Raw genomic sequence first — 20,281 nt, 5'->3', positions numbered from 1 at the left:
TCCTTTTTATATTCTACCAATATCAATCTGCACTGGAACATCATTAATATTATATTGTTCCGGTATTTTTTCGACTGGCTTCACTATAATGACGACCATCGATTCATTTGAATCGAACATATTTTTTTCGTCACTTGACTCTGCAAATACAGGCCTTGATTCAACAACACCTTTAAATGTAGCTCCATTTTGGAAGCGAATAGTTACTTTAGTACCTTTTGAAACATAAGAAATAAATTCAGAATCTAGATGCGCTCGAATAAACGGCTCATCAAATAATGATAATAAAGCTAGTTCTTGACCCTTTTGTACAAATTCACCTTTATAGACATATACTCTACTAACTATAGCATCAACATCAATCTTTATGTCTAGGCTAGCAATCTTTTCTTCTAATATTCTCTTTTGGAGCTGAAGCTTCATAAGCACCTCCCCATAACTATTAGCCTTATCTAAAGCATAGCGCTGCTTTTCTACAAGAACCTCTTCAAGATCCATCTCAGCTGTATGCAATACCTGTGATGATTGCTGTAGTTCTATGATATTAATAATATTCTTCTTGCGTAGATCAATCATTGCATTATAGAACTTATCATTAATATCTACATATTTTTTAGCTACCTGATATTTCTCTTCAAGAGCTTTTAAATCACTATTATAAAGTCTCTCTTGCAATGTATTAATTTCTTTAATTTGAGAGTCAACTTCTGATAATTCTGCATTGAGTAATGGAGATGACATTTCAAAAACCATATCACCATTTGTTACTAGCTTTCCAACATAAATATTACTATTTTTTATAAAACTATCTTCATGGGCCCTGATAAGATATTTTTTTGTAACAATTGTTCCATTCGCAACTATGAAATAATTACTACTAAAAATTAACCACACTATATACACTAACGGTGCAATTACTACAGCAATAACTGAGTACCACTGCCACCTTGCAATATTCTTTTTTATCGGTGAAGCCTTTGGTTGTAATACTTGCTTATTTTTGGGTGGTCTAAACTTCATATAACAAAACCTTATTTAACTTTTTTGTTGACCCAGGTTAGAGCCATTGTACTATCACGATGTGTTTTTATAAAAAACTCACTCAACACAGCAACTGTTGCAACAAATTTCAAAAATATTGAATAAAATGGCATAAAAGGTAAGACATACCACATCGCCAAATCCTGTTTCTTGCGCTCTGATACTAATAATATAAATGTTATAAACAAAAATACACTTATAACTAGATAATAAATATATACTGTAATATATATAGGTACAATTACGTGAACTGGAAATACAAAAACACTATAAATAAGACTAATAACTATAACAATAGGTTGTATGGCATGAAAGAATAATCCAGAAAATATCGTCACAAAAAATGTTCTCCAGCCTAAATACTTCGGTAAAAGCCTTTTTAAATGTCGCCTTATATAAATAAAATATGTATCACCATCCCAACGCATCCTTTGTTTTATGAGTCCCCAAACTTTTTCTGGAGCTTCGGTATGAGCTATACTATCTTGTGAGTGGGTTACCTTGAGATTCTTATGTCTTTTGAAGAAAAACTGTAATCTCAAAGTAAAGTCTAAATCTTCAGCTGATCCATTTCTCCAGAGAGTTGTATTTTTGATAATGAAATCTCTCCTATAACACCCATAAGCACTTGATACATTATTAACACTATTAGCATTGGATAAAGCTATTTTTGATAAATGGATTCCAAGCATATACTCTATGCCTTGCATTTTCGTTAGCAAATTTTTATTAATATTTCTAACTCTAAGAGTACCTGAACAAGCTACAACATTCTTATCAACAAACTGTTGTACCATATTACTAATCATATCATTATCACAAGAGGTATCAGCATCAAGAGTCATAATCAACTCTCCAGTACTCAACTTAACTCCTAAGTTAGATGATGATGCGTGCCCCCCTCTATGCCATTTTGGAATTACTTTAAGAGATCTCTTAACATTTGCCTTAAAAGTTTTTTTATACTCCATTGCTACATCAAGGGTTTCTTTATTCACATCAGCGCCATCTATTACTAACAAAACCTCAATATGCCCACGATATAACTGCTCTTCCAAACTCTTTAAAGTAATTAAAATATCTCTTCCCTCACTATAAGCTGTAATAATACAACTAACTTTAGGGTAATATGGCACGCGTGCAGAAACACTAGTTACTTGCCTAAAATAAGAATATAATACTCCTAAAAATATAAATATTGTGTATGGTGTCTCAGTCAACAGCACAATAGCAAAAACAGAAACAAATAATTCTGTAGGATGAGAAAAAATCGCTAATAATTGATGATATAAGACACTTATAATCGTCACAATCTAGATTCCTGTAGATAACCTCTGTAAGAATTTCTCAGCAGTAGCATATGCGTCTAAACTCTTTGAGTGATATGTAGTCATTTTAACTGCACTTTCAATTCTACTTCCTTGTGATATATGTATTTGCTTAAGTTTATTGACTACTACTTCAGCACCTTTTATAGGTGTATTAGGTAGCCACAACCATATATCATATTTAGTGATTCTTGTTAACATATCTGTCTTACGCAATACATCTCTTAATGCCTTTGAAACAACGGCAACATCCGCCATACTTATATAATCAAATATATCAATTTGTATCAGTGAGAACTCATATGCGTCATTTCTATTTTGCATAGAATATGCCCAATCAACTAAGCTATAAAAAAACTCTGGCGCAATATAGTTTATTTCATCAAATACTGACATTGAGTATTCTAATAAACTCATTCTAATATAATTTTTTGCTTTGTCTGTAAGCTTATATTCAACAACCTTTTGCTTACGCATATTTTCTGTAGGTGTAATTGTACCGCAATCAATACATTCTGTGACTACTTCTGGATCTATAAATATACTATGACAAGCTCTACACGAATAACTTTCCAGAGGCCTATCATAATCAACACCTATATGCTTAAGTTTAGACTTACATTGAGGACAAACCAGCTCATCATCTGTAGTCATAAACTCACTTTCTGGTGCAATATTCCCACAGGTATAACAATGCAAAAAATCTGCCAGTAAAATATCTTCACTTTGACAATCAGGACATCGCTCTGAAAACAAAGCACGAGCTGATGAGCAATTAGAGCAACAAAAAAATGATTTGATAAATTTTTTAAAAGTTAGAATATCTCTATCGTTAAGTTCTCTAATCCAATCATAATAGTTAAACTGAGTATCTTCACAAAAAATGTCCAGCGCAGGATATGTATAATATGTATTTTTAGACTTATCTTTACAGGGAGTTAAGCCCCGTATAGATCTGCGAGTATACATATATATCAAAAACCTCGCTTGCCAATCATTAGCTATATTTTTGATATTTTGGGTAATTTGTTCAACTGTACTAACCTCATGATTAATTATATCAACAAATTTCACCAGTTCCTTAAGATCCACAAAATTCTCTACTGTATAATCACCACATTGATCACTACTACAAAATATTGGTTTAAGGTATGTATATGGATTTGCTCTTATTCTTTTAATAAGCTCAATAACATCGGAGATACTCTCATTGTCTTTATTTTGATCAAGTACAAAAGCATCCATCTGCTCTAACTCTTTGGATAGTTCATCATCACATGAGAGCTCATGAAGTAAACAGCCATCTAGCTTTTCACGGACTCCTGGACTTGTTGATGCCAATACAGCAATATTTAAGTTATCCATAGTCAGTTCATTAAAGAATCATAGTTTAACGATATATTTTTTGCTAAAAAAAGTAAATGTGTTTAAGGATTTATCATATATAAAAATATATAATAACTGATGTAACTATTTCCACGAGGTGTATGAGGAATTGTATTTAGTTCAGAGAAAGTCAGACATTATATTGAGTACTATAGTTATGCTAATAACTAGTACAGTTCTATTTGGCTGGATTACTAATAACCTAACAATAGTTAAATTAAGCCCAAACTTTCCACCTATGCAATTCAACACCGCATTTTGCCTACTACTATTAGCCATAGCAAATATAATACCTAAAAAAACCAAAATATCTTTTACTCGATGCTTTATATCTATAATGGTTTTGGTAATTGCTAGTGGAACTTTACTAGAATATTTATTCAATCTAAATCTTGGTCTTGATAATATCTTTTATAAGACCTGTGATAGTTCACTATATCCAGGTAGAATGTCACCAAACACTGCTATTTGCTTTACATTATTAGCCTTAGCCAATACTTTTACTCAATTTAAATTTCATACTACTTTATTTAAGGCTCTATATTCATCAGCCATCACAACAGTAGTTCTTATCACATTAGTAGCATTCTTTGGGTATCTATTTAATATTTCTTATTATTTTAATTGGGGCTATGTAACAGGCATGGCTTTACATACAACAACATGTATGTTTTTACTAGCAATATCAAGACTATCTTTTAGAACTATACATGATATATGGCAGAAATTAGCAATAATAGCCTCAAGTACAATATTTGTGATGTTTTTTATTCTTTGGCTATATTCAGTTCACTATGACGATCAAAGAATATATAAGCAAATAGGTGAAGACCTTCTATATATAAAGATAAATCTTAATAATGACTTAAACCTTGAGTATAGTGCTATTGATAGACTCTATAAAAGACTTATAACCAACTCCTATTCAAGTGATAAGGCCATATATGCAGACTTTCAAGCCTATGCAGATGATTATCCAAGTATTTACTTTATAGAATATACAAAAAATAATAAGCTTTTATTTCTATCTAATTATGATTTATCAAAATCAAACTTCTCTGAAATACTAAACCAGTGCAATGCAGTGGATAAATCAGAAAACAAGCTAATTTGTATTAAAAAACAAGAAGGAAACTTTAATGTTGTCTTTAAGACTAATTTCTCTGAGCAAACAATCGAAAGATATAATTCAAAAAATTATAACTTAGAGATTTATCTTAATAAGAGTAAAGTCTATTCAAATCTAAAAAACGATAAAGAATATACCAAGCAAATAAAAAAACATTTCAAAGGTAATGAAAATTGGACAATTATTGCAAACCTAACAACTAATGATTACGAAAATATGCAAAGAATTTTTCCTACAATATTTTTTGTACTTGGCGTCATCATTAGTCTAATGTCTGAAATTTTCTTTTATTTTTTGGACATTAACGCTCGAAAAAATAAAATACTTAAATCTCGAGAAAGAAAGCTAAAAGAACTTAGTTCCACAGATACACTAACCAAATCTCTAAATAGGCACGCTCTAATGAGCAGACTTAATTCTATGCTGAGTAGTAATAGAAAAAAAGATCTAAGATTAAGTTTACTATTTATAGACTTAGACAATTTTAAGTATATTAACGACAATTATGGTCATAATGTTGGTGATAAAATTTTAACAGAAACATCCTACAGGCTAAAAGATGCTTTAAGAAGTGATGATCTAATTGCACGTATTGGTGGCGATGAATTTATAGTTGTACTTACAGATATTGATAGTAAAGAAGCTATCACGGCTATTGTATCTAGGATGCTTAAGTTGTTTGAGAGCAGTATGTATATATCTAACGAGATTAGCATAACTCAATTCATTAGTATTGGTATATCCACTTATGAAAGTACAACCAACGAACACATGACAGCAGATGAACTTATTAAACAGGCTGATAAAGCCATGTATATAGCAAAAAGTAAAGGCAAAAATAATTATTACTATTACACATAATCAATAAGTGTAATAGTGCAAATAATAACTAAATTACTTATAATTAGATTGTAGGTTAGATCGGTGGGTTTATGGAACATTACTTAAAGACAGAACTATATAAGCTTTTGAGTGAAGATAAAAATATTTTTGATGCTCTTCAAGAAGCTAGTCTTGATGGTCTATGGTACTGGGATCTAGAAAATCCAGAGAATGAATGGATGAGTGAAAAATTCTGGGAAACACTTGGTTTTGATCCTAAAGAAAAAAAACATCTAGCGTCTGAATGGCAAGATTTGATTCATCCAGATGATCTAAAACATGCTTTATATAAATTTGAAAGACACTTAGCTGATCCTAATTATGAATATTCTCTAATTGTTCGCTATAAACACAAAAATGGCTCTACAGTTTGGGTTAGGTGCAGAGGTATGGCAATTCGTAATGAAAATGGTAAGCCTATTCGACTTCTTGGTGCTCACAATGATATCACTAGCTTAAAAGAAACTGAATTAATGCTCAAAGATATTAATAACTTCTCAGAACTTATGTTCAATGCAAGTGAAGATATCATGTTTATAAAAGACAGCGAATATCGCATTATTAAAGCTAATCAGGCAATGCTAAACTTATATCCCAAAGATATGCAAGATAGCATAATAGGATCAACAACTGTTGAAAAATATAATCCTAAAGATGCAGAATACTTCTTACGTCATGATAAAATTGCTTTTGATAAAGGATTTTCGAGAACCATTGAAAATGTAAAAATGCCTAATGGTGAAGATAAGATTATCGATACTCACAAAATCAGATTCTACGATAAAAATGGGCATGTCTTTATATTTGGGATTGCTAGAGATGTCACATTAAGAGAAAAACTACTACTACAAGTTCAAGATGCTAACAACAAATTAAAGTTTCTTGCGTATAATGACGATTTAACAGGTCTCTATAATCGACAAGGATTCATAGATAATGTTAAGAAAAAGCTTTTAAAAAACTCTTCACCTAATTTAACAGCTCTTTTAGTCATTGACCTAGATGGTTTTAAATATATTAATGATACTCTAGGTTATTCTATCGGTGATAAATTAATAATAGCAATATCTGAAATCCTGAAAAATGAACTTAGCGATTCAACATCAATTGCAAGATCAGGTGGTGATGATTTCTTAGTAATGATACAAGATATTCCAAATATCGAATGCCTCATTACTATAGTTAACAATTTACGTACTCAAATTTCAAAACCTCTAAAAATCAATAAAAATACTATAATGCAATCAACTAGTATAGGCATATCAGTATATCCCAATGATGCTGACAATATCGAAAAGCTATTACAATACGCAGATACTGCCATGCATAGTGCGAAATCTCAAGGTAAAAATACTTATGCCTTTTATAACGCGGATTTTGATGAAACTATACAAAGACGTAATGCAATAGACAAAGAGCTTAGAAACCTCGATATAAATGAGTTTCATATTGTATATCAGCCCCAATATGATAGAAACAAAAATATTTATGGAGTTGAAGCTCTACTTAGATGGAATTCTCCAGCTTTAGGCAATGTTACTCCTGATGAGTTTATTCCTCTTGCAGAAAAAAACCAAATGATCAAAGAACTTGGACATTGGATATTTACTCAAACAATCAAAGATTGGCAAGAACTTTCAGATGAAAATTTGGTTGATAATCTTAAGTTATCAATAAATATCTCAAGTGTACAGCTACTAGAGGAGAGTTTCTCGAGTGACATCATTAAAAATTTTGGTCAAATTGAAAAACAACATGTAACATTTGAGATTACAGAAACACACTTATTAAACAATATTGATCTTACAAGATCCATCATTGCTAATATCAACAAACTAGGTATTAGCTTTGCACTTGATGATTTTGGGACAGGTTATTCTTCACTTAAATATCTTGCTAACTTACCAATTGACTACTTAAAGATTGATAAAGGTTTCGTCCAAAATCTAGATAAACAAAATAATAAAGGCATAGTAGTAGCAATAGTCGAACTAGCTAAAAACCTTGGTAAACATTGTGTCGCAGAAGGTGTAGAGACTATTGAACAACTACAATTCCTTGAGTCTATTAATTGTGATTATTATCAAGGTTACTATTTTAGTAGACCTATATCTTTTAATGATCTAAAAAATTTACTAAAATCTAAATAAAAATAAGTAGTTTTTTTATGTTTAATTATAATCTCTTCTTAAATAGAATATCCAACAGAAAATTATATCGACAGTCTTTCATAAAAAATGAGATAGCTCATAGGCTACTCAAAAGACTAGATTTTATAAAACTTAATCCGTCAGACATCTTGATGACAGGATATTGTGATGACGATTATCTAAACAGTTTACAAAGTCGCTTTCCTAATGCAAAAATACATAAAAACCAAGATCAGACCCAATCTTTCGATATAATCATATCAAATAGTATTATTCATCTAACTAGTAACTTATCTCAAGAGCTAGATGACTATTATGAACTACTAAATGATGACGGCATACTGCTATTCTCAACTTTTGGTGATAAGTCTTTTGCCACTATGAAACAAGCTTTCGCATCTGTTAGTAAATCAAAGCATACAAATGATATGATCGATCTACTAACTTGGGGAAATACCTTACAAGCTAGTAGATACAAAACTCCTGCTATCGAATCAGATCTAATCACATTTACTTATGAAAATGTTAGGACTGTATTTGAGGATATAAGACACCTAAACGAGCCTCTAGCAGATACAAATATGAATACTTGTTTGACTGGTAAAAATAAATGGAATACTTTTATTGATAAATTCAAACAAAATCTGCAATTAGAAATAGAAGCTCTATACGGTTATGCAGTTCGCAAGAGTGAAGATAATAATATTACTCCACGCGCAAATCCTAATAGAATAAGTCTAGACGAGCTCAAAAAGCAAATAACTGAATTTAAGAAAAACTAATAAATACTTCTAAAAGCTTAACAATACATAATAGACATAGATGACAACTGTTGCCAGTCATAATCAGGACATTTGGTAGGTTGTTTAAGAGGCTGACAATACGTTCTCCATGTACCACCACCATAAGTCTTCATTATTAAACATTTTTTATAGCGCTTTTGTTCTCCATCTAATAATCCCACTGTAGTTATCTGTTCGATAGGATAACCATCCTTTAGCTTATATTTGAAATTATCGTTATCATCTTCATCTATATCATTGAAAGATTCTTCAATATCCTTAGGAGTACTGATACTTTCAAGAAGTCCATCATAGTTTTTTGGCTTATAATCCTCATCATAGTTTTTAACATTTTCATTTATATAATCACCTGATGATTTTTCTGAATATGTATTATAGGATTTATCAAATTTCTGATCCACTTTCTGCATTTGATTATTATTAACTATATCGCTCGCTTTACTCAAAGTATTACTTGCTGTACTTCTAAGAAACTCATCCTTTTCTTTTCGGGATTTTTCTTCTAATTCTTTATTAAAAGCATCGATCTTTTTTTTAGTTTCAGATGGTGTGCTATCCGCTAAAATAGCATTTGCCTCTGCAATTAGCTTATCGTAATCATCATCGCTTGTATCAACTAGACTACTTAATGCATCTCCATAATCATTTGCCTTAGGAACATTATCATTAGCCTGATTTGTTTTACTGATCTGAGTATTATTTGATGATGTAGATGCCGTATTAATTGCTGAATCTATATTTATAGATGTTTTTTGAGCATAATCTCGTAATGGATTATCATTCGTATCTACATCAACTGCTTGATTAGCTTTAGCTGTAATAGTATCAGCAAAAGAACTACCAAAAAATAAAGATACCATAACAAAAGAAGATAAAATCTTTACTTTCATAATTAATTAAAAATATTTTTCCTAAGCAAAGTATATTAGATATTAAACATATAAAAAAGAGCTTTCAACTAAAGATACTAAATAACGATTTGTTCCTCGTGCAATTCAATATTATAATGTTCTAAAATCTGCTGTTTTATAAACTCTATAAGTTGTAATACGTCCAGACCTGTTGCATGATCGTTATTAACTATAATTCCACCATGTTTAGGTGATATCTGTGCACCACCAATTTGTTTACCCTTAAGCCCTAGCTCTTCGACCATAACACCTACAGGTACATTTGCTTGAGGTCTTTTAAACACACTGCCAGCAGTTGGTTTTTGAGGTAAGTTCAATAATCTGCGTGAATAAATATCATCAAGTTTTGCCTTAATATCTTGCTTAGACTTCGGTTCAAACTCAAACTCTGCTGATAATATACAAATATTTTTGAGGTACTTAAACATAGAATATCTATAACCATACTCTATATCTTCTTTGAGATATTTTTTTATTTGTTTAGTTTCAAGATCTAGAACTGTAACACTTTTGACATAAGTATATATTTCATCACCATAAGCTCCTGCATTCATAATCAATGCACCACCCACACTAGCTGGAACATCATAAAAAGTCTCTATACCACTTAAACCTGCTCGATATGTTGCTAATGCAAGATCTTGTAACAAAGCACCTGACTGTACATCAAGACAATTACCCATAATAGTGTAAGAGTTAAAATTCTTACAAAAAACCACAAATGCAACATCATCATAATACTCTTTTGAGAAAATAATATTACTACCATTACCAAGGAAAAATACTTGATCATGCTTGTCTATTATCCGTAACAATTCCTGTTCACTACTTGGAAAATAAACATGCTTAGCATAAGATTTAATACGATATGTATTATATTGCTCTAAAGATATATACTCTAACATTTGCTACCTAAATATTATCATCCAAAATCTCAATCTGCATAAAATGAGACATATTTTCTATAAGATTATTATACCCTCTAAAAATTTGATGGGCATTATTAATAGTCGAAAACTCATTCAACAACGAACCCGCCATCAAACAAGCCATGCCCGCACGCAAGTCTTTGACACTCATTACAGCAGGACGTATATTTCTCAAATCATTTATAGGATTAATCTTTATTAGATTATTGTCTATTGAAATATTAAAACCCATCTTACGAATTTGATACACATAATTAATTCGCTCAGGATATACAGTATCCTGAATAGTACTTGAGCTATTTGCCATAAATAGCATAACTGCATATATTGGCTGTAAATCGGTAGGAAAGTGCGGAAAAGGAGCTGCAATTATATCATCACCTTTTATAGAACTATCTTTACCAAAAAACTTAATACTACGACTAGACTGATCATACTCCCATTTGGCTCCTATACTAGTAAGCTTCTCAAGAGGCTTTTCTATACTATAAGTATCAGGAGTATTAATATTTGTGATTGTAACATTTGTTTTGTACAGATATGCCATAGCAGCATAAGTCATAGCTTGGATTCGATCAAAGATTATCTCAAATTCACACCCTGATAATCTCGATACACCTATAATTCTAATTTTTCTACTATCAGTATCAAAATAAATATTAGCTCCACACTGATTTAGATAATCAATTAAAGTAACAACTTCCGGCTCTAATGCAACATTCTCAAGCACAACTTCTGAGCTACCTATAACAGCATACATGACTAAATTCATAGTTGCTCCGACAGAAGGAAAAGGCATCTTAAACTCAGCATCTTTTTCTTCTTTATAGATAACATCTATATAATCATCAGCTAATTTAACCTCAGCTCCTAGAGCCTCTAATCCATTAAGATGGATATCAAACGGTCGCTTCTCACTAAAGCTACATCCCCCAGGAAAACCAATCCTTACACGGCCTTTTTTCTTCAGCATAGAGCCCAACAACATTAATGAACATCTAGTTTTAGATGTCATCTCACCACATAGCTCTAATGGCTCATTTGAGATGGGATTAGTATCAATAGTTACACACTCTCCTTTCTCAACAACATTTGCACCAACATTTTCTAATATTTCTTTAGCTCCTTTATAGTCCAAAAGAGTTGTGGGTACATTAGAGAATTTGGTTTTAGTATCAGGAATCAAAGCTGCAAAGATCAAATGCAGAAGAGCATTTTTTGCACCACTAATATTAATCGTTATTTCATCAGCAATTTTATTTAGTTTTTTTACTCTTACTGCCTTCATCTTTTGTTCTCTTATTTTTTCTATCTGCAAAAGGATTTTCTGACTGCTTAAATTCAAATACTATAGGAGTACCACGAAAATCTAAAGCCTCTCTAAAGAAATTTTCTAAATATCTCTTATAAGAGTTAGGCAACCTATTAACTTGATTACCATGTATAACAATAACTGGAGGATTATGCCCACCCACATGAGCGTACTTCAGTTTGATTCTAAATTTGCCAACCATTGGTGGTGAATGTGCCTCTACCGCAAGTTGCATCAGACGAGTTGCATCTGCTGTAGTTATTTTTTTATTCGCACAAGCATATGCTGTATCTATAGACTCAAATACATGACCAACATTGGTGCCATGCAATGCTGAAATAAAGTGAATATCAACATAGTCCTCTAAGAAAAATAATTTTCGCTTCAAGTCCTGTTTGACTTGATTACGATCTTCCTCAGTCATACCATCCCACTTATTTATAGCTAACACAAGTGCTCTACCATTCTTGATAGCAAAATGTATCAAACTTAAATCCTGATCTGAAATTCCTTCTCTAGCATCTACTACTGCAACTACAACATTTGAGTCTTGTATGGCCTGTAAAGTTTTAATCACTGAGAATTTCTCTAGAGTTTGCTTGACCTTACCTCTTTTACGTACACCTGCTGTATCTACGATAGTATATTTATGTCCATGGCGCTCAAATGGAATACTAACACTATCAATAGTAGTACCAGGCATATCAAAAACTACAACCCGTTCTTCTCCAAGCATCCTATTTGTAAGAGTAGATTTACCCACATTAGGACGTCCAATAAGTGAGAAATGTATACCGTGACGAAGTTGTTCTTTATGTTCTTGTGTTTGCGTATAATCTTGATAAAACCCATTCAAAGGCTTCTTAAGAAACTTATCAAGTAACTTTTGAGTATTTCTTCTGTGAGCTGCTGATATTGCAAAAACCTTATCAAATCCTAGCTCATAAAATTCTGCCATTGCTGATTCTTCTTCAACACCGTCAACTTTGTTTACAACGACAACAACTCTTTTGTCCTTTTGACGCAAAAGATTCGCGACATACTCATCTCCAGATGTCAAACCTGACCTACCATCAACGACAAAGAAAACAAGATTTGCTTCATCTATAGCCATCTGCGACTGTTTTGCCATAAACTCATCAAAGCCAGCATCTTGATCTGATATACCACCTGTATCAACTACCAAATAATCTAAGTCATCATATTTAGCTTGACCATATTGACGATCACGAGTTACCCCCTCAAAATCAAAAACTAATGCATCTCGAGAGTTTGTTAAAACATTAAAAAGTGTAGACTTACCAACATTGGCTCTACCGACTATTGCAACTAAAAAAGACATAATTATTCTATTATCTTAAATATTATAAATTTATAACCAATCTTACTCTATTTATCGTTTTTTATAAAGCTAAAGCTTATATTAAACATATACAGATAAATCTATAGTAAATGTATTCATCTTTTGACCATTATATAAGCTTTGCCAAGAATACTCTGGACCAACCAAAACATTATCATCAAACAGAGATCTTTGAGTAGATATTAGTATTTGATCTTTAATACCTGAAGCTGTCTTGAATGTTCCTACGCCTGCTGACAATGGCATAGGTATATTATCAGCATTATATGAGTGTCCATAGCTGGCGTTAATATTTTGTCCCTTACCAAACAATTTCATAGTATAAGCTGCCTGTACTGTAAATGCTCCTGCATAGGCATTACTATAGCCATTATACTGTGTACTTTGTGTCGTAGTCGTAGCCCAACCAGCACCAAGATTTAGACTACCAGGTAAAAAAGGTATACTCTGAAAACTTGCTGCCGTATCAATATTAAACTCGCCTACACGACTATTTATAAAATTAAATCGACTACTAGCACCTCTAATATCATGCATATAGCCCAAATTAAAACCAATTTGTGCTAGATTTTCAATTTTTACAGCATCAAAATATGCTAATGAAAAAGTAGCATGATTCTCCGCATCAAAAAGCGTAATGTTAGCATTTGATGTATCTCCACGATAGTTAACAGCAGCATTGGTTACCCTATTGGGTCTAAACATATTAGCAGTGATACTATTTGTCCACGGTCCACCACCACCGTATGATCCAACAGAAGGTCTATATTTACCAACAGATACAAATATCGGTGTTGTATCAAGATTACCAAAAATGACAAAACCATCCTGGAGATCATAGTTATTGTTCTGATCGGCAACAAAATCCATATTGGCGGTTACATAATGACCAAGATTTGCTAAGAAATATAATGTCGCACTAGTTAAGTATATATTCTCGCCATTACCATTAAAGGTTCCGCCAGATCTTGTTGTTATATTACTACCATTCCATGCCTGGGCATCTGCTTGAATAAATCCACCGAAAAAAATCGCATAATCATCAAAGAAAGCTCTTTGTCTAAGAATACTTGATGCAAAAAGGTTACTAGGTAACTGTCCAATTGGTACGGTGTTATTACTTGAGAATGAACCCACATAAGTAACTTCACCTTGTGTAGTAATCTTAATTTGATCACCGACATCGACCTGATCGCTATTAACGGGGGCTCCGATAACCATTTGTTCTTGCAGATATTGCTCTCTAACTCTTACATTTTTATCAAAATCACCAAATTCAACATTCGTATTTTTTTGTTGGGAACCCAATCCAATAGCAACTTCACTACTTTCTTGTTTATTTAAGTTATTAATTTCAACTTGTAATGATTTAATTTGATTAGCAAGTTGCTCAACCTCTTGCTGACTCAACTGCTGTTGCTGATCCAGTTGTGACTGTTGATTACTAGCATAAGATGCATTAAAAAATAATGATATAAATACTAAAGCATATATATTTTTCTTAAACATTCATAAAAATATTTTATACGTATACTACCATATCGAGAGTAAGAGTATTCATATGCTCGCCACTATATAGCCTTTGGTAAGCCCACTCTGGACCGAACAGAACATTATCATCAAAATATGCTCTCTGAGCTGAGAAAACAAGCTGCTCTTTGATACCGGTGGCCGTTTGACCAAATGCAGGCGAAGCATTAGCAGTACTCATAGGAATAAGTGTAGCATTATAAGTCTGACCGTAGGTCACACCAAAGTTAGTATTTCTACCTCCAAGCATAGCAGCATAGTTAAGTGCTCCATACCACGCTCCAGCCAGTACATTACCTGTACCTATGCCATTGAACTCTTCGGCGTTAGTTGTGCTTGCCCAACCAGCGCCCATGTTGATAATACCACCCCAAACACTATAAGCTAAGTTTCCATCAACGTTCAGAGCTCCTACAGTATCTCCAGCACGCCCAAGACGATCTAACGAGTTACTAATATTGCTATTTCGAGCACCTGCAATATTATACACATAACCAATGTTAAAACCAGCTCCCAAATTCGGTGTCCAACTATCTGCATAAAATAAACCCGTCGAAAAGTTAGCATGCTTATCATCTGAACCAAATACAGCTACCGCAGCGTTCCATACACTATCTTTATAGTTTAGAGAAACGTTGGTAGGTGATCCCGGTTGTAAGAAACCTGTCACACCACCTACCCAAGCACCACCACCACCATAAGAACCAACTGTTAGTTTATTTCTACCAGCTGTAACAAAGAATGGTGATGTATCAAGATTACCGAATATAACAAAAGCATTACCCAAACCAAAGCTTCCTGATTCATCTGTATCAAAATCAAACTGAGCTGTTACATAGTGGCCTAAATTTGATAAGAAATATAGATTTGCTGCGGTTAGGTATATATTCTGCCCATTACTAGAAAGTGCATTATTACTAGAATCCCATTTAGATATACCACTACCCCACCAAGCTTGGGCATCTGCTTCTATCTTTCCTCCAAAAAATACTGAGTAATCATCAAATTTCTCTCTTTGACCTAATAATGTAGATGCAAAAAGGTTAGAAGATATCATCCCTATAGGAATACTGTTGTTACCAGAATATGAACCCAAATAAGTTACCTGACCCTGTGTTGTAATTGCAGGACCGCCACCGACGTCAATACCACCATTTGAGCTGAAAATACCTCCAGCAGGTTGATCACCTAAATTAACAATTGAATCACTAGCACTTACATTCTGCATAATGTCAGACGGATTACTATTTGACACCAAAGCTCTACTTAAATCCCTACTCTCACCATTACCACCAAGAGAAGCAGGGCCTTGATTACCATCAACTTTCGAACTATAAGTTGTGAATGATGACTTCCCATTAGATGTATTCTTTAAGCCACCTTCATCTTGTGACTTTAATTGCTGCAACTGACCTTGAAGCTGCTGAACTTGTCTTTGTAAACTTAGCAGTAATTCTCTTTCATTAATATTACCACTAGACTGCTGCGAAGAATTTGTTGTGCCAGAAGCTGAATTTGTACTACCTTGTGACGCTTGACCAAGGCTTTGATCTCCAATACTTGTTGCTCCTAAAGGCCCACCCTGTGAAACTACTTGAGGAGAATCTTCAGAATAAGCATAACCATAGCAAGCTAGTAAGCTGCCAACCAACATACAAGTTTTTTTCAATTTACTTACCACAACGAATCTTCCTCTAAAAAATTTAATCAGCGACACAGAAAAATCTTTTTGAGAATAGCATAATTTAATAGCTAGTTTCAACAATTTTTGTGCATCAAAATCAGATAGTGTTTATCAAATTTAGATAGGCATATATGGAGCGTATGTTGGCGTCCACGAAGAGAGATTAATTAATCTCTCTACTTCACTATCAAATTCATTTTCAGTAAGGTCTTCTAGATCAACATCTACACCATGGACATTTTCCAAAATAGCCTGCTTAGCTACTGCTTTTGTTATTTCCTTCGTTACCACTACCAAGTCAGATATCTTAGCAAGTAATGGTTGAGTTATATCTTCATTGATAACCATCGGTGACAACTCACTCAACCTATAGCAAGCTGCTCTAATCATACCTTTAGTTAGTACTCTAGCGTGCACTGCGACAGACCCTAGGCCTAAACCAGGGAATATAAACGCATTATTACCCTGAGATATACGATACTGACAACCATTAAAAGTAACATCTGGGAACGGGCTGCCTGCAGCTATTAATGCTCTACCTTCTGTCCATTTAATAATATCTTCAGGTAATGCTTCACATAGTGATGTAGGATTAGACAAAGGCATAATAATTGGATAATTATTATTTTTAGCCATTGTTTTAATAATCTCTTCAGTAAACGATCCTGGTTGACCAGACGTTCCAATTAAAATATCACACTTAGTATTTTTAACTGCCTCTTCTAGTGTTATGTAGTTTGGATCTTCAACTTTCCAACTATCAATCTCTTCACTAGATTTAACAAAAGGTTTTTGCTCTGGTGTAATTCTCTTAGCTCTTAATTTATCGCAAATCAAACCGTATCTATCAACTAGATAAATACTTTTCATAGCTTCCTCTATAGAGACTCCCGCTCTATCTGATATTACATCTGCAAGCTGTCTTGCAATACCGCAACCCGCACTTCCGGCACCAAATACAACTATTTTGATATCACATATACTGCTTAGAGCTTCTTCAACTGTTAATTCCCCTGCTGCTATTCTTTTGCCATTTGCTGTCTTAACAGCTGCAATACAGTTTGCAGCAGCAACAATACCTGTACCTTCTATATCATCATTAAATGTACATAGTTTATCTTTATATTTCTCAAGAATACGAGTAGCATTATCACGTCCTAGATCTTCCCAATGCAAGAAGACATTAGGGAATCTTGCTTTAACTTGAGTTACAAACTCATCAATGAACTCATCATAAGTCTCACCTGAAACTCTAGGTAATCTAATACCCAAGTAACCTTGTGCATTCAGCAAAGAATCGTTATTCGTCCCCATATCAAGCTGAACAGGTAAAACTCTTGCTGGATCTATACCACTAGCAGCAACATACACCATGATCTTACCAATGCTAATATTCATACCACCGATACCTTGATCGCCTATACCAAGAACAGCTTCGCCATCTGTAACAAGCACTAAATCAATACTATTATACTCATATCTTTCTAAAATCTTAGCAATGTGTTTTTTGTGACTTATAGATAAGAAAAGTCCACTTTGCTTCCTAAATGAGCTGCTATACTTTTGTACCGCCTCACCCACTGTAGGTGTATATATAATCGGCATTATTTCTTCAAGATTTTCTCTAATAAAATGATAAAAAAGAGTTGTGTTTAGATCATGCAACCTATTCAAAAAAACATACTTCTCTAGTGCATTTGGCTTAAGCTTTAACTGCCTCCTTACTCTAGCTGCTTGCTCATTAAGACTCTCAACCTTCTCAGGAAGATAACCAATAAGGTCAAAAGCAATTCTTTCTTCTTGACTGAAGGCAACATCTTTGTTTAAAACACGGTTATTTAACAACTGCCTACCAGTAAGATTTGTTTCAATCGCAAAAACCTTACCAATTTTATTTCTTAATTTTCTAATTCTTTTTTCACCTGCCATGACTAAACCACTCAATAAAATTTGTACTACACAATAACCCAAATATCTAACAGATAAGTATCTATCAGTAGTTGCTTTTTTTCAACAAAAAATGAATACTATACGCTATTATACTCCTAAATAAAATAGCTTTAAACCTTCTTTTTTATAATGAAAATTATTACAAACTTAAACAAAACTAATAATTCTTTAGCTAAAGCTGTAGCTATAGGATCATTTGATGGTGTTCATTTAGGGCATCAGGCTATTATACAAAAGCTTATATCTATCGCTAAAGAAAATGATCTAGTACCTTATATTATGTTTTTTGAACCTCTACCTAAAGAATTTTTTCTGAAGGAAATAGCTCCTACAAGAATATATGACTTTAGAAATAAGGTTATCAATCTCAACAAAATGGGAATCGAACATATAATTTGTCATAAATTTAATCAAAGGTTTGCAGATATTGAAGCAAAAGAATTCATTGAAGAGTTTCTTGTTAGAAAATTAAATACTAAGCACATCATAGTAGGCGATGATTTTAAATTCGGTAGAAATCGGATTGGCGATTACACTTTACTAAAACAATACTCCCTAACTCATGACTTCACTGTAGATAGAATTTCTACTCTAAATCTTGATAACCATCGTATAAGTAGTAGCCAAATTCGTCAAGCTATTGCTGAACACGATATTGAACAAGCCAACAAACTAATAGGTAGCTCACTAAAAATTAATTCAAGAGTTTTACATGGGCAAAAAAATGGTAGAAAAATTGGGTTTCCTACTGTTAACCAGAAACTCCTAAAGAACTCTGTCCTTAAAGGAGTATACTTATCAAAAATTTATATAGATGATCAAGTATTTTTTGGTATTAGTAATGCTGGAACTAGACCTACAATAGATGGTAAAAATAATCTTTTAGAAACACATATTTTTAATTTTGATGAATTTATATATGGCAAACATATAACAACCGAAATTATTGATTTCATCCGACCTGAAAAAAAATTCAACTCTTTTGATGAACTAAAAACCCAAATATATAAAGATGTCGAGATTGCAAAAAAATATTTCTTCAATTAATCACACAAATTTTTCTTTTAGTCTAAAATATAACTAATTTAATTTCTTTGACTAGATAACAAATAAAATAATTATAAACTAAGATATCAAATGAAAAACTCTATTTCTCAACCAACATCATGGATATACTTATCAGCTGTACTTCTACCCTTTAATGGTGGTTATATCAATGCAGCAACACTAATAAGTTTTCTACAAAACTCAGTAGGTTATGTAACAGGTAATTTAACTTATGCTGGTGTATTTTTATCTAATGGAGAGTTTTTAATATTTGCAAGAATGATCTTGCTGGTTATCTTTTTTTTAGTAGGTACTATAATTAGTGGATTAATCATAAAAAGTCCTCATTACAACCAAGACTACAGCTACCCCACCAACTTAATATTACAACTACTTTTAGTCCTTATTGCCATTTTATTTTTAAATTCACATCTAAGCTACTGTGAATATATTCTTGCTATGACAATGGGATTACAAAATGCTATGACAACATACTATGGCTCGGCAATAATTAGAACCACTCACATGACAGGAACGACTACGGACTTAGGGCTACTTATTGCTTATAAAATAAAAAATAGAAAAATTGCCACATGGAAACTTAAACTATACATAATATTAATATTATCTTTTTTAACAGGTTCTTTTATTGGAGCTTTAGCTTTTAAAAATTTTCATGGCAATGCTCTATACTGCTCTATACTTATTTATTCAATAATGATTATCCTCTATAAAAAGAACCATCAAACAAACTAGTTACTATCTATGTTTTTTTATGCAATTTATCTATTAACATAATCATCTTTGTACTTTATAATTTGAGCTTAAGTAATTTT

Annotated in this window: 15 protein-coding genes; 5 read left to right on the top strand and 10 right to left on the bottom strand. The window is 32.6% G+C overall.

The annotated features are described in order from the left end of the window. Window positions 1-6 precede the first annotated feature (6 nt). The 3 genes from ACKTR7_RS05300 to ACKTR7_RS05290 are packed head-to-tail and all read right to left on the bottom strand — an operon-like array spanning window position 7 to window position 3,734. The gene (locus ACKTR7_RS05300; protein WP_407877343.1) at window positions 7-1,020 is read right to left on the bottom strand and encodes an HlyD family secretion protein; all 1,014 of its coding nucleotides are present in this window, start codon (window positions 1,018-1,020) and stop codon (window positions 7-9) included. Between the two features lie 11 nt (window positions 1,021-1,031). Beyond that, entirely contained in the window at window positions 1,032-2,351 is a 1,320-nt protein-coding gene (locus tag ACKTR7_RS05295; protein ID WP_407877342.1) for a glycosyltransferase family 2 protein, read from the bottom strand. A gap of 3 nt (window positions 2,352-2,354) precedes the next feature. After that, the gene (locus ACKTR7_RS05290) at window positions 2,355-3,734 is read right to left on the bottom strand and encodes a TackOD1 domain-containing metal-binding protein (RefSeq protein WP_407877341.1); all 1,380 of its coding nucleotides are present in this window, start codon (window positions 3,732-3,734) and stop codon (window positions 2,355-2,357) included. 178 nt (window positions 3,735-3,912) lie between these two features. Here ACKTR7_RS05290 and ACKTR7_RS05285 point away from each other — a divergent pair, with 178 nt between their 5' ends. From ACKTR7_RS05285 to ACKTR7_RS05275, 3 genes are all read left to right on the top strand, one after another. Continuing rightward, on the top strand, window positions 3,913-5,745 hold the full coding sequence (locus ACKTR7_RS05285) for a GGDEF domain-containing protein (protein WP_407877340.1): 1,833 nt from the start codon (window positions 3,913-3,915) through the stop codon (window positions 5,743-5,745). 71 nt (window positions 5,746-5,816) lie between these two features. Next, the gene (locus ACKTR7_RS05280) at window positions 5,817-7,916 is read left to right on the top strand and encodes a sensor domain-containing protein (RefSeq protein WP_407877339.1); all 2,100 of its coding nucleotides are present in this window, start codon (window positions 5,817-5,819) and stop codon (window positions 7,914-7,916) included. A gap of 17 nt (window positions 7,917-7,933) precedes the next feature. Further along, on the top strand, window positions 7,934-8,698 hold the full coding sequence (locus tag ACKTR7_RS05275) for a methyltransferase domain-containing protein (RefSeq protein ID WP_407877338.1): 765 nt from the start codon (window positions 7,934-7,936) through the stop codon (window positions 8,696-8,698). A 17-nt stretch (window positions 8,699-8,715) separates the two neighbouring features. Here the strand turns inward: ACKTR7_RS05275 and ACKTR7_RS05270 are convergent, their stop codons facing one another. The 7 genes from ACKTR7_RS05270 to ACKTR7_RS05240 all read right to left on the bottom strand — a co-directional run bounded on the left by ACKTR7_RS05270 (window position 8,716) and on the right by ACKTR7_RS05240 (window position 18,377). Then, complete coding sequence (locus ACKTR7_RS05270; RefSeq protein WP_407877337.1) at window positions 8,716-9,609, bottom strand: hypothetical protein; 894 nt, start codon at window positions 9,607-9,609, stop codon at window positions 8,716-8,718. Window positions 9,610-9,686: 77 nt separating this feature from the next. Beyond that, on the bottom strand, window positions 9,687-10,535 hold the full coding sequence (gene murB / locus ACKTR7_RS05265; protein ID WP_407877336.1) for a UDP-N-acetylmuramate dehydrogenase: 849 nt from the start codon (window positions 10,533-10,535) through the stop codon (window positions 9,687-9,689). Window positions 10,536-10,542: 7 nt separating this feature from the next. After that, window positions 10,543-11,847, bottom strand: a complete 1,305-nt coding sequence (locus ACKTR7_RS05260) for a UDP-N-acetylglucosamine 1-carboxyvinyltransferase (RefSeq protein WP_407877335.1) — start codon at window positions 11,845-11,847, stop codon at window positions 10,543-10,545. After that, window positions 11,816-13,213: a ribosome biogenesis GTPase Der gene (gene der, locus ACKTR7_RS05255; RefSeq protein WP_407877334.1), complete on the bottom strand. Its 1,398-nt coding sequence runs from the start codon at window positions 13,211-13,213 to the stop codon at window positions 11,816-11,818. Before der ends, ACKTR7_RS05260 begins: the two co-directional genes overlap by 32 nt. An 81-nt stretch (window positions 13,214-13,294) precedes the next feature. Further along, window positions 13,295-14,743, bottom strand: a complete 1,449-nt coding sequence (locus tag ACKTR7_RS05250; RefSeq protein WP_407877333.1) for a DUF3573 domain-containing protein — start codon at window positions 14,741-14,743, stop codon at window positions 13,295-13,297. Window positions 14,744-14,756: 13 nt separating this feature from the next. Then, the gene (locus ACKTR7_RS05245) at window positions 14,757-16,445 is read right to left on the bottom strand and encodes a DUF3573 domain-containing protein (RefSeq protein WP_407877332.1); all 1,689 of its coding nucleotides are present in this window, start codon (window positions 16,443-16,445) and stop codon (window positions 14,757-14,759) included. A 120-nt stretch (window positions 16,446-16,565) separates the two neighbouring features. Further along, on the bottom strand, window positions 16,566-18,377 hold the full coding sequence (locus ACKTR7_RS05240) for an NAD-dependent malic enzyme (RefSeq protein ID WP_407877331.1): 1,812 nt from the start codon (window positions 18,375-18,377) through the stop codon (window positions 16,566-16,568). A gap of 150 nt (window positions 18,378-18,527) precedes the next feature. On the opposite strand from ACKTR7_RS05240, the gene ribF reads away from it, so the two are divergent. Together ribF and ACKTR7_RS05230 are read left to right on the top strand one after the other, a co-directional pair. Further along, a complete protein-coding gene (gene ribF / locus ACKTR7_RS05235) occupies window positions 18,528-19,445 on the top strand; it encodes a bifunctional riboflavin kinase/FAD synthetase (protein WP_407877330.1) in 918 nt (305 codons plus the stop codon). Between the two features lie 90 nt (window positions 19,446-19,535). After that, complete coding sequence (locus ACKTR7_RS05230; RefSeq protein WP_407877329.1) at window positions 19,536-20,201, top strand: YoaK family protein; 666 nt, start codon at window positions 19,536-19,538, stop codon at window positions 20,199-20,201. The last annotated feature ends 80 nt before the right edge of the window (window positions 20,202-20,281 follow it).

This window comes from Francisella sciaenopsi, from assembly GCF_045862875.1.
Lineage (GTDB): Bacteria > Pseudomonadota > Gammaproteobacteria > Francisellales > Francisellaceae > Francisella > Francisella sciaenopsi.
This window is presented reverse-complemented; position numbering and strand designations above follow the sequence as displayed.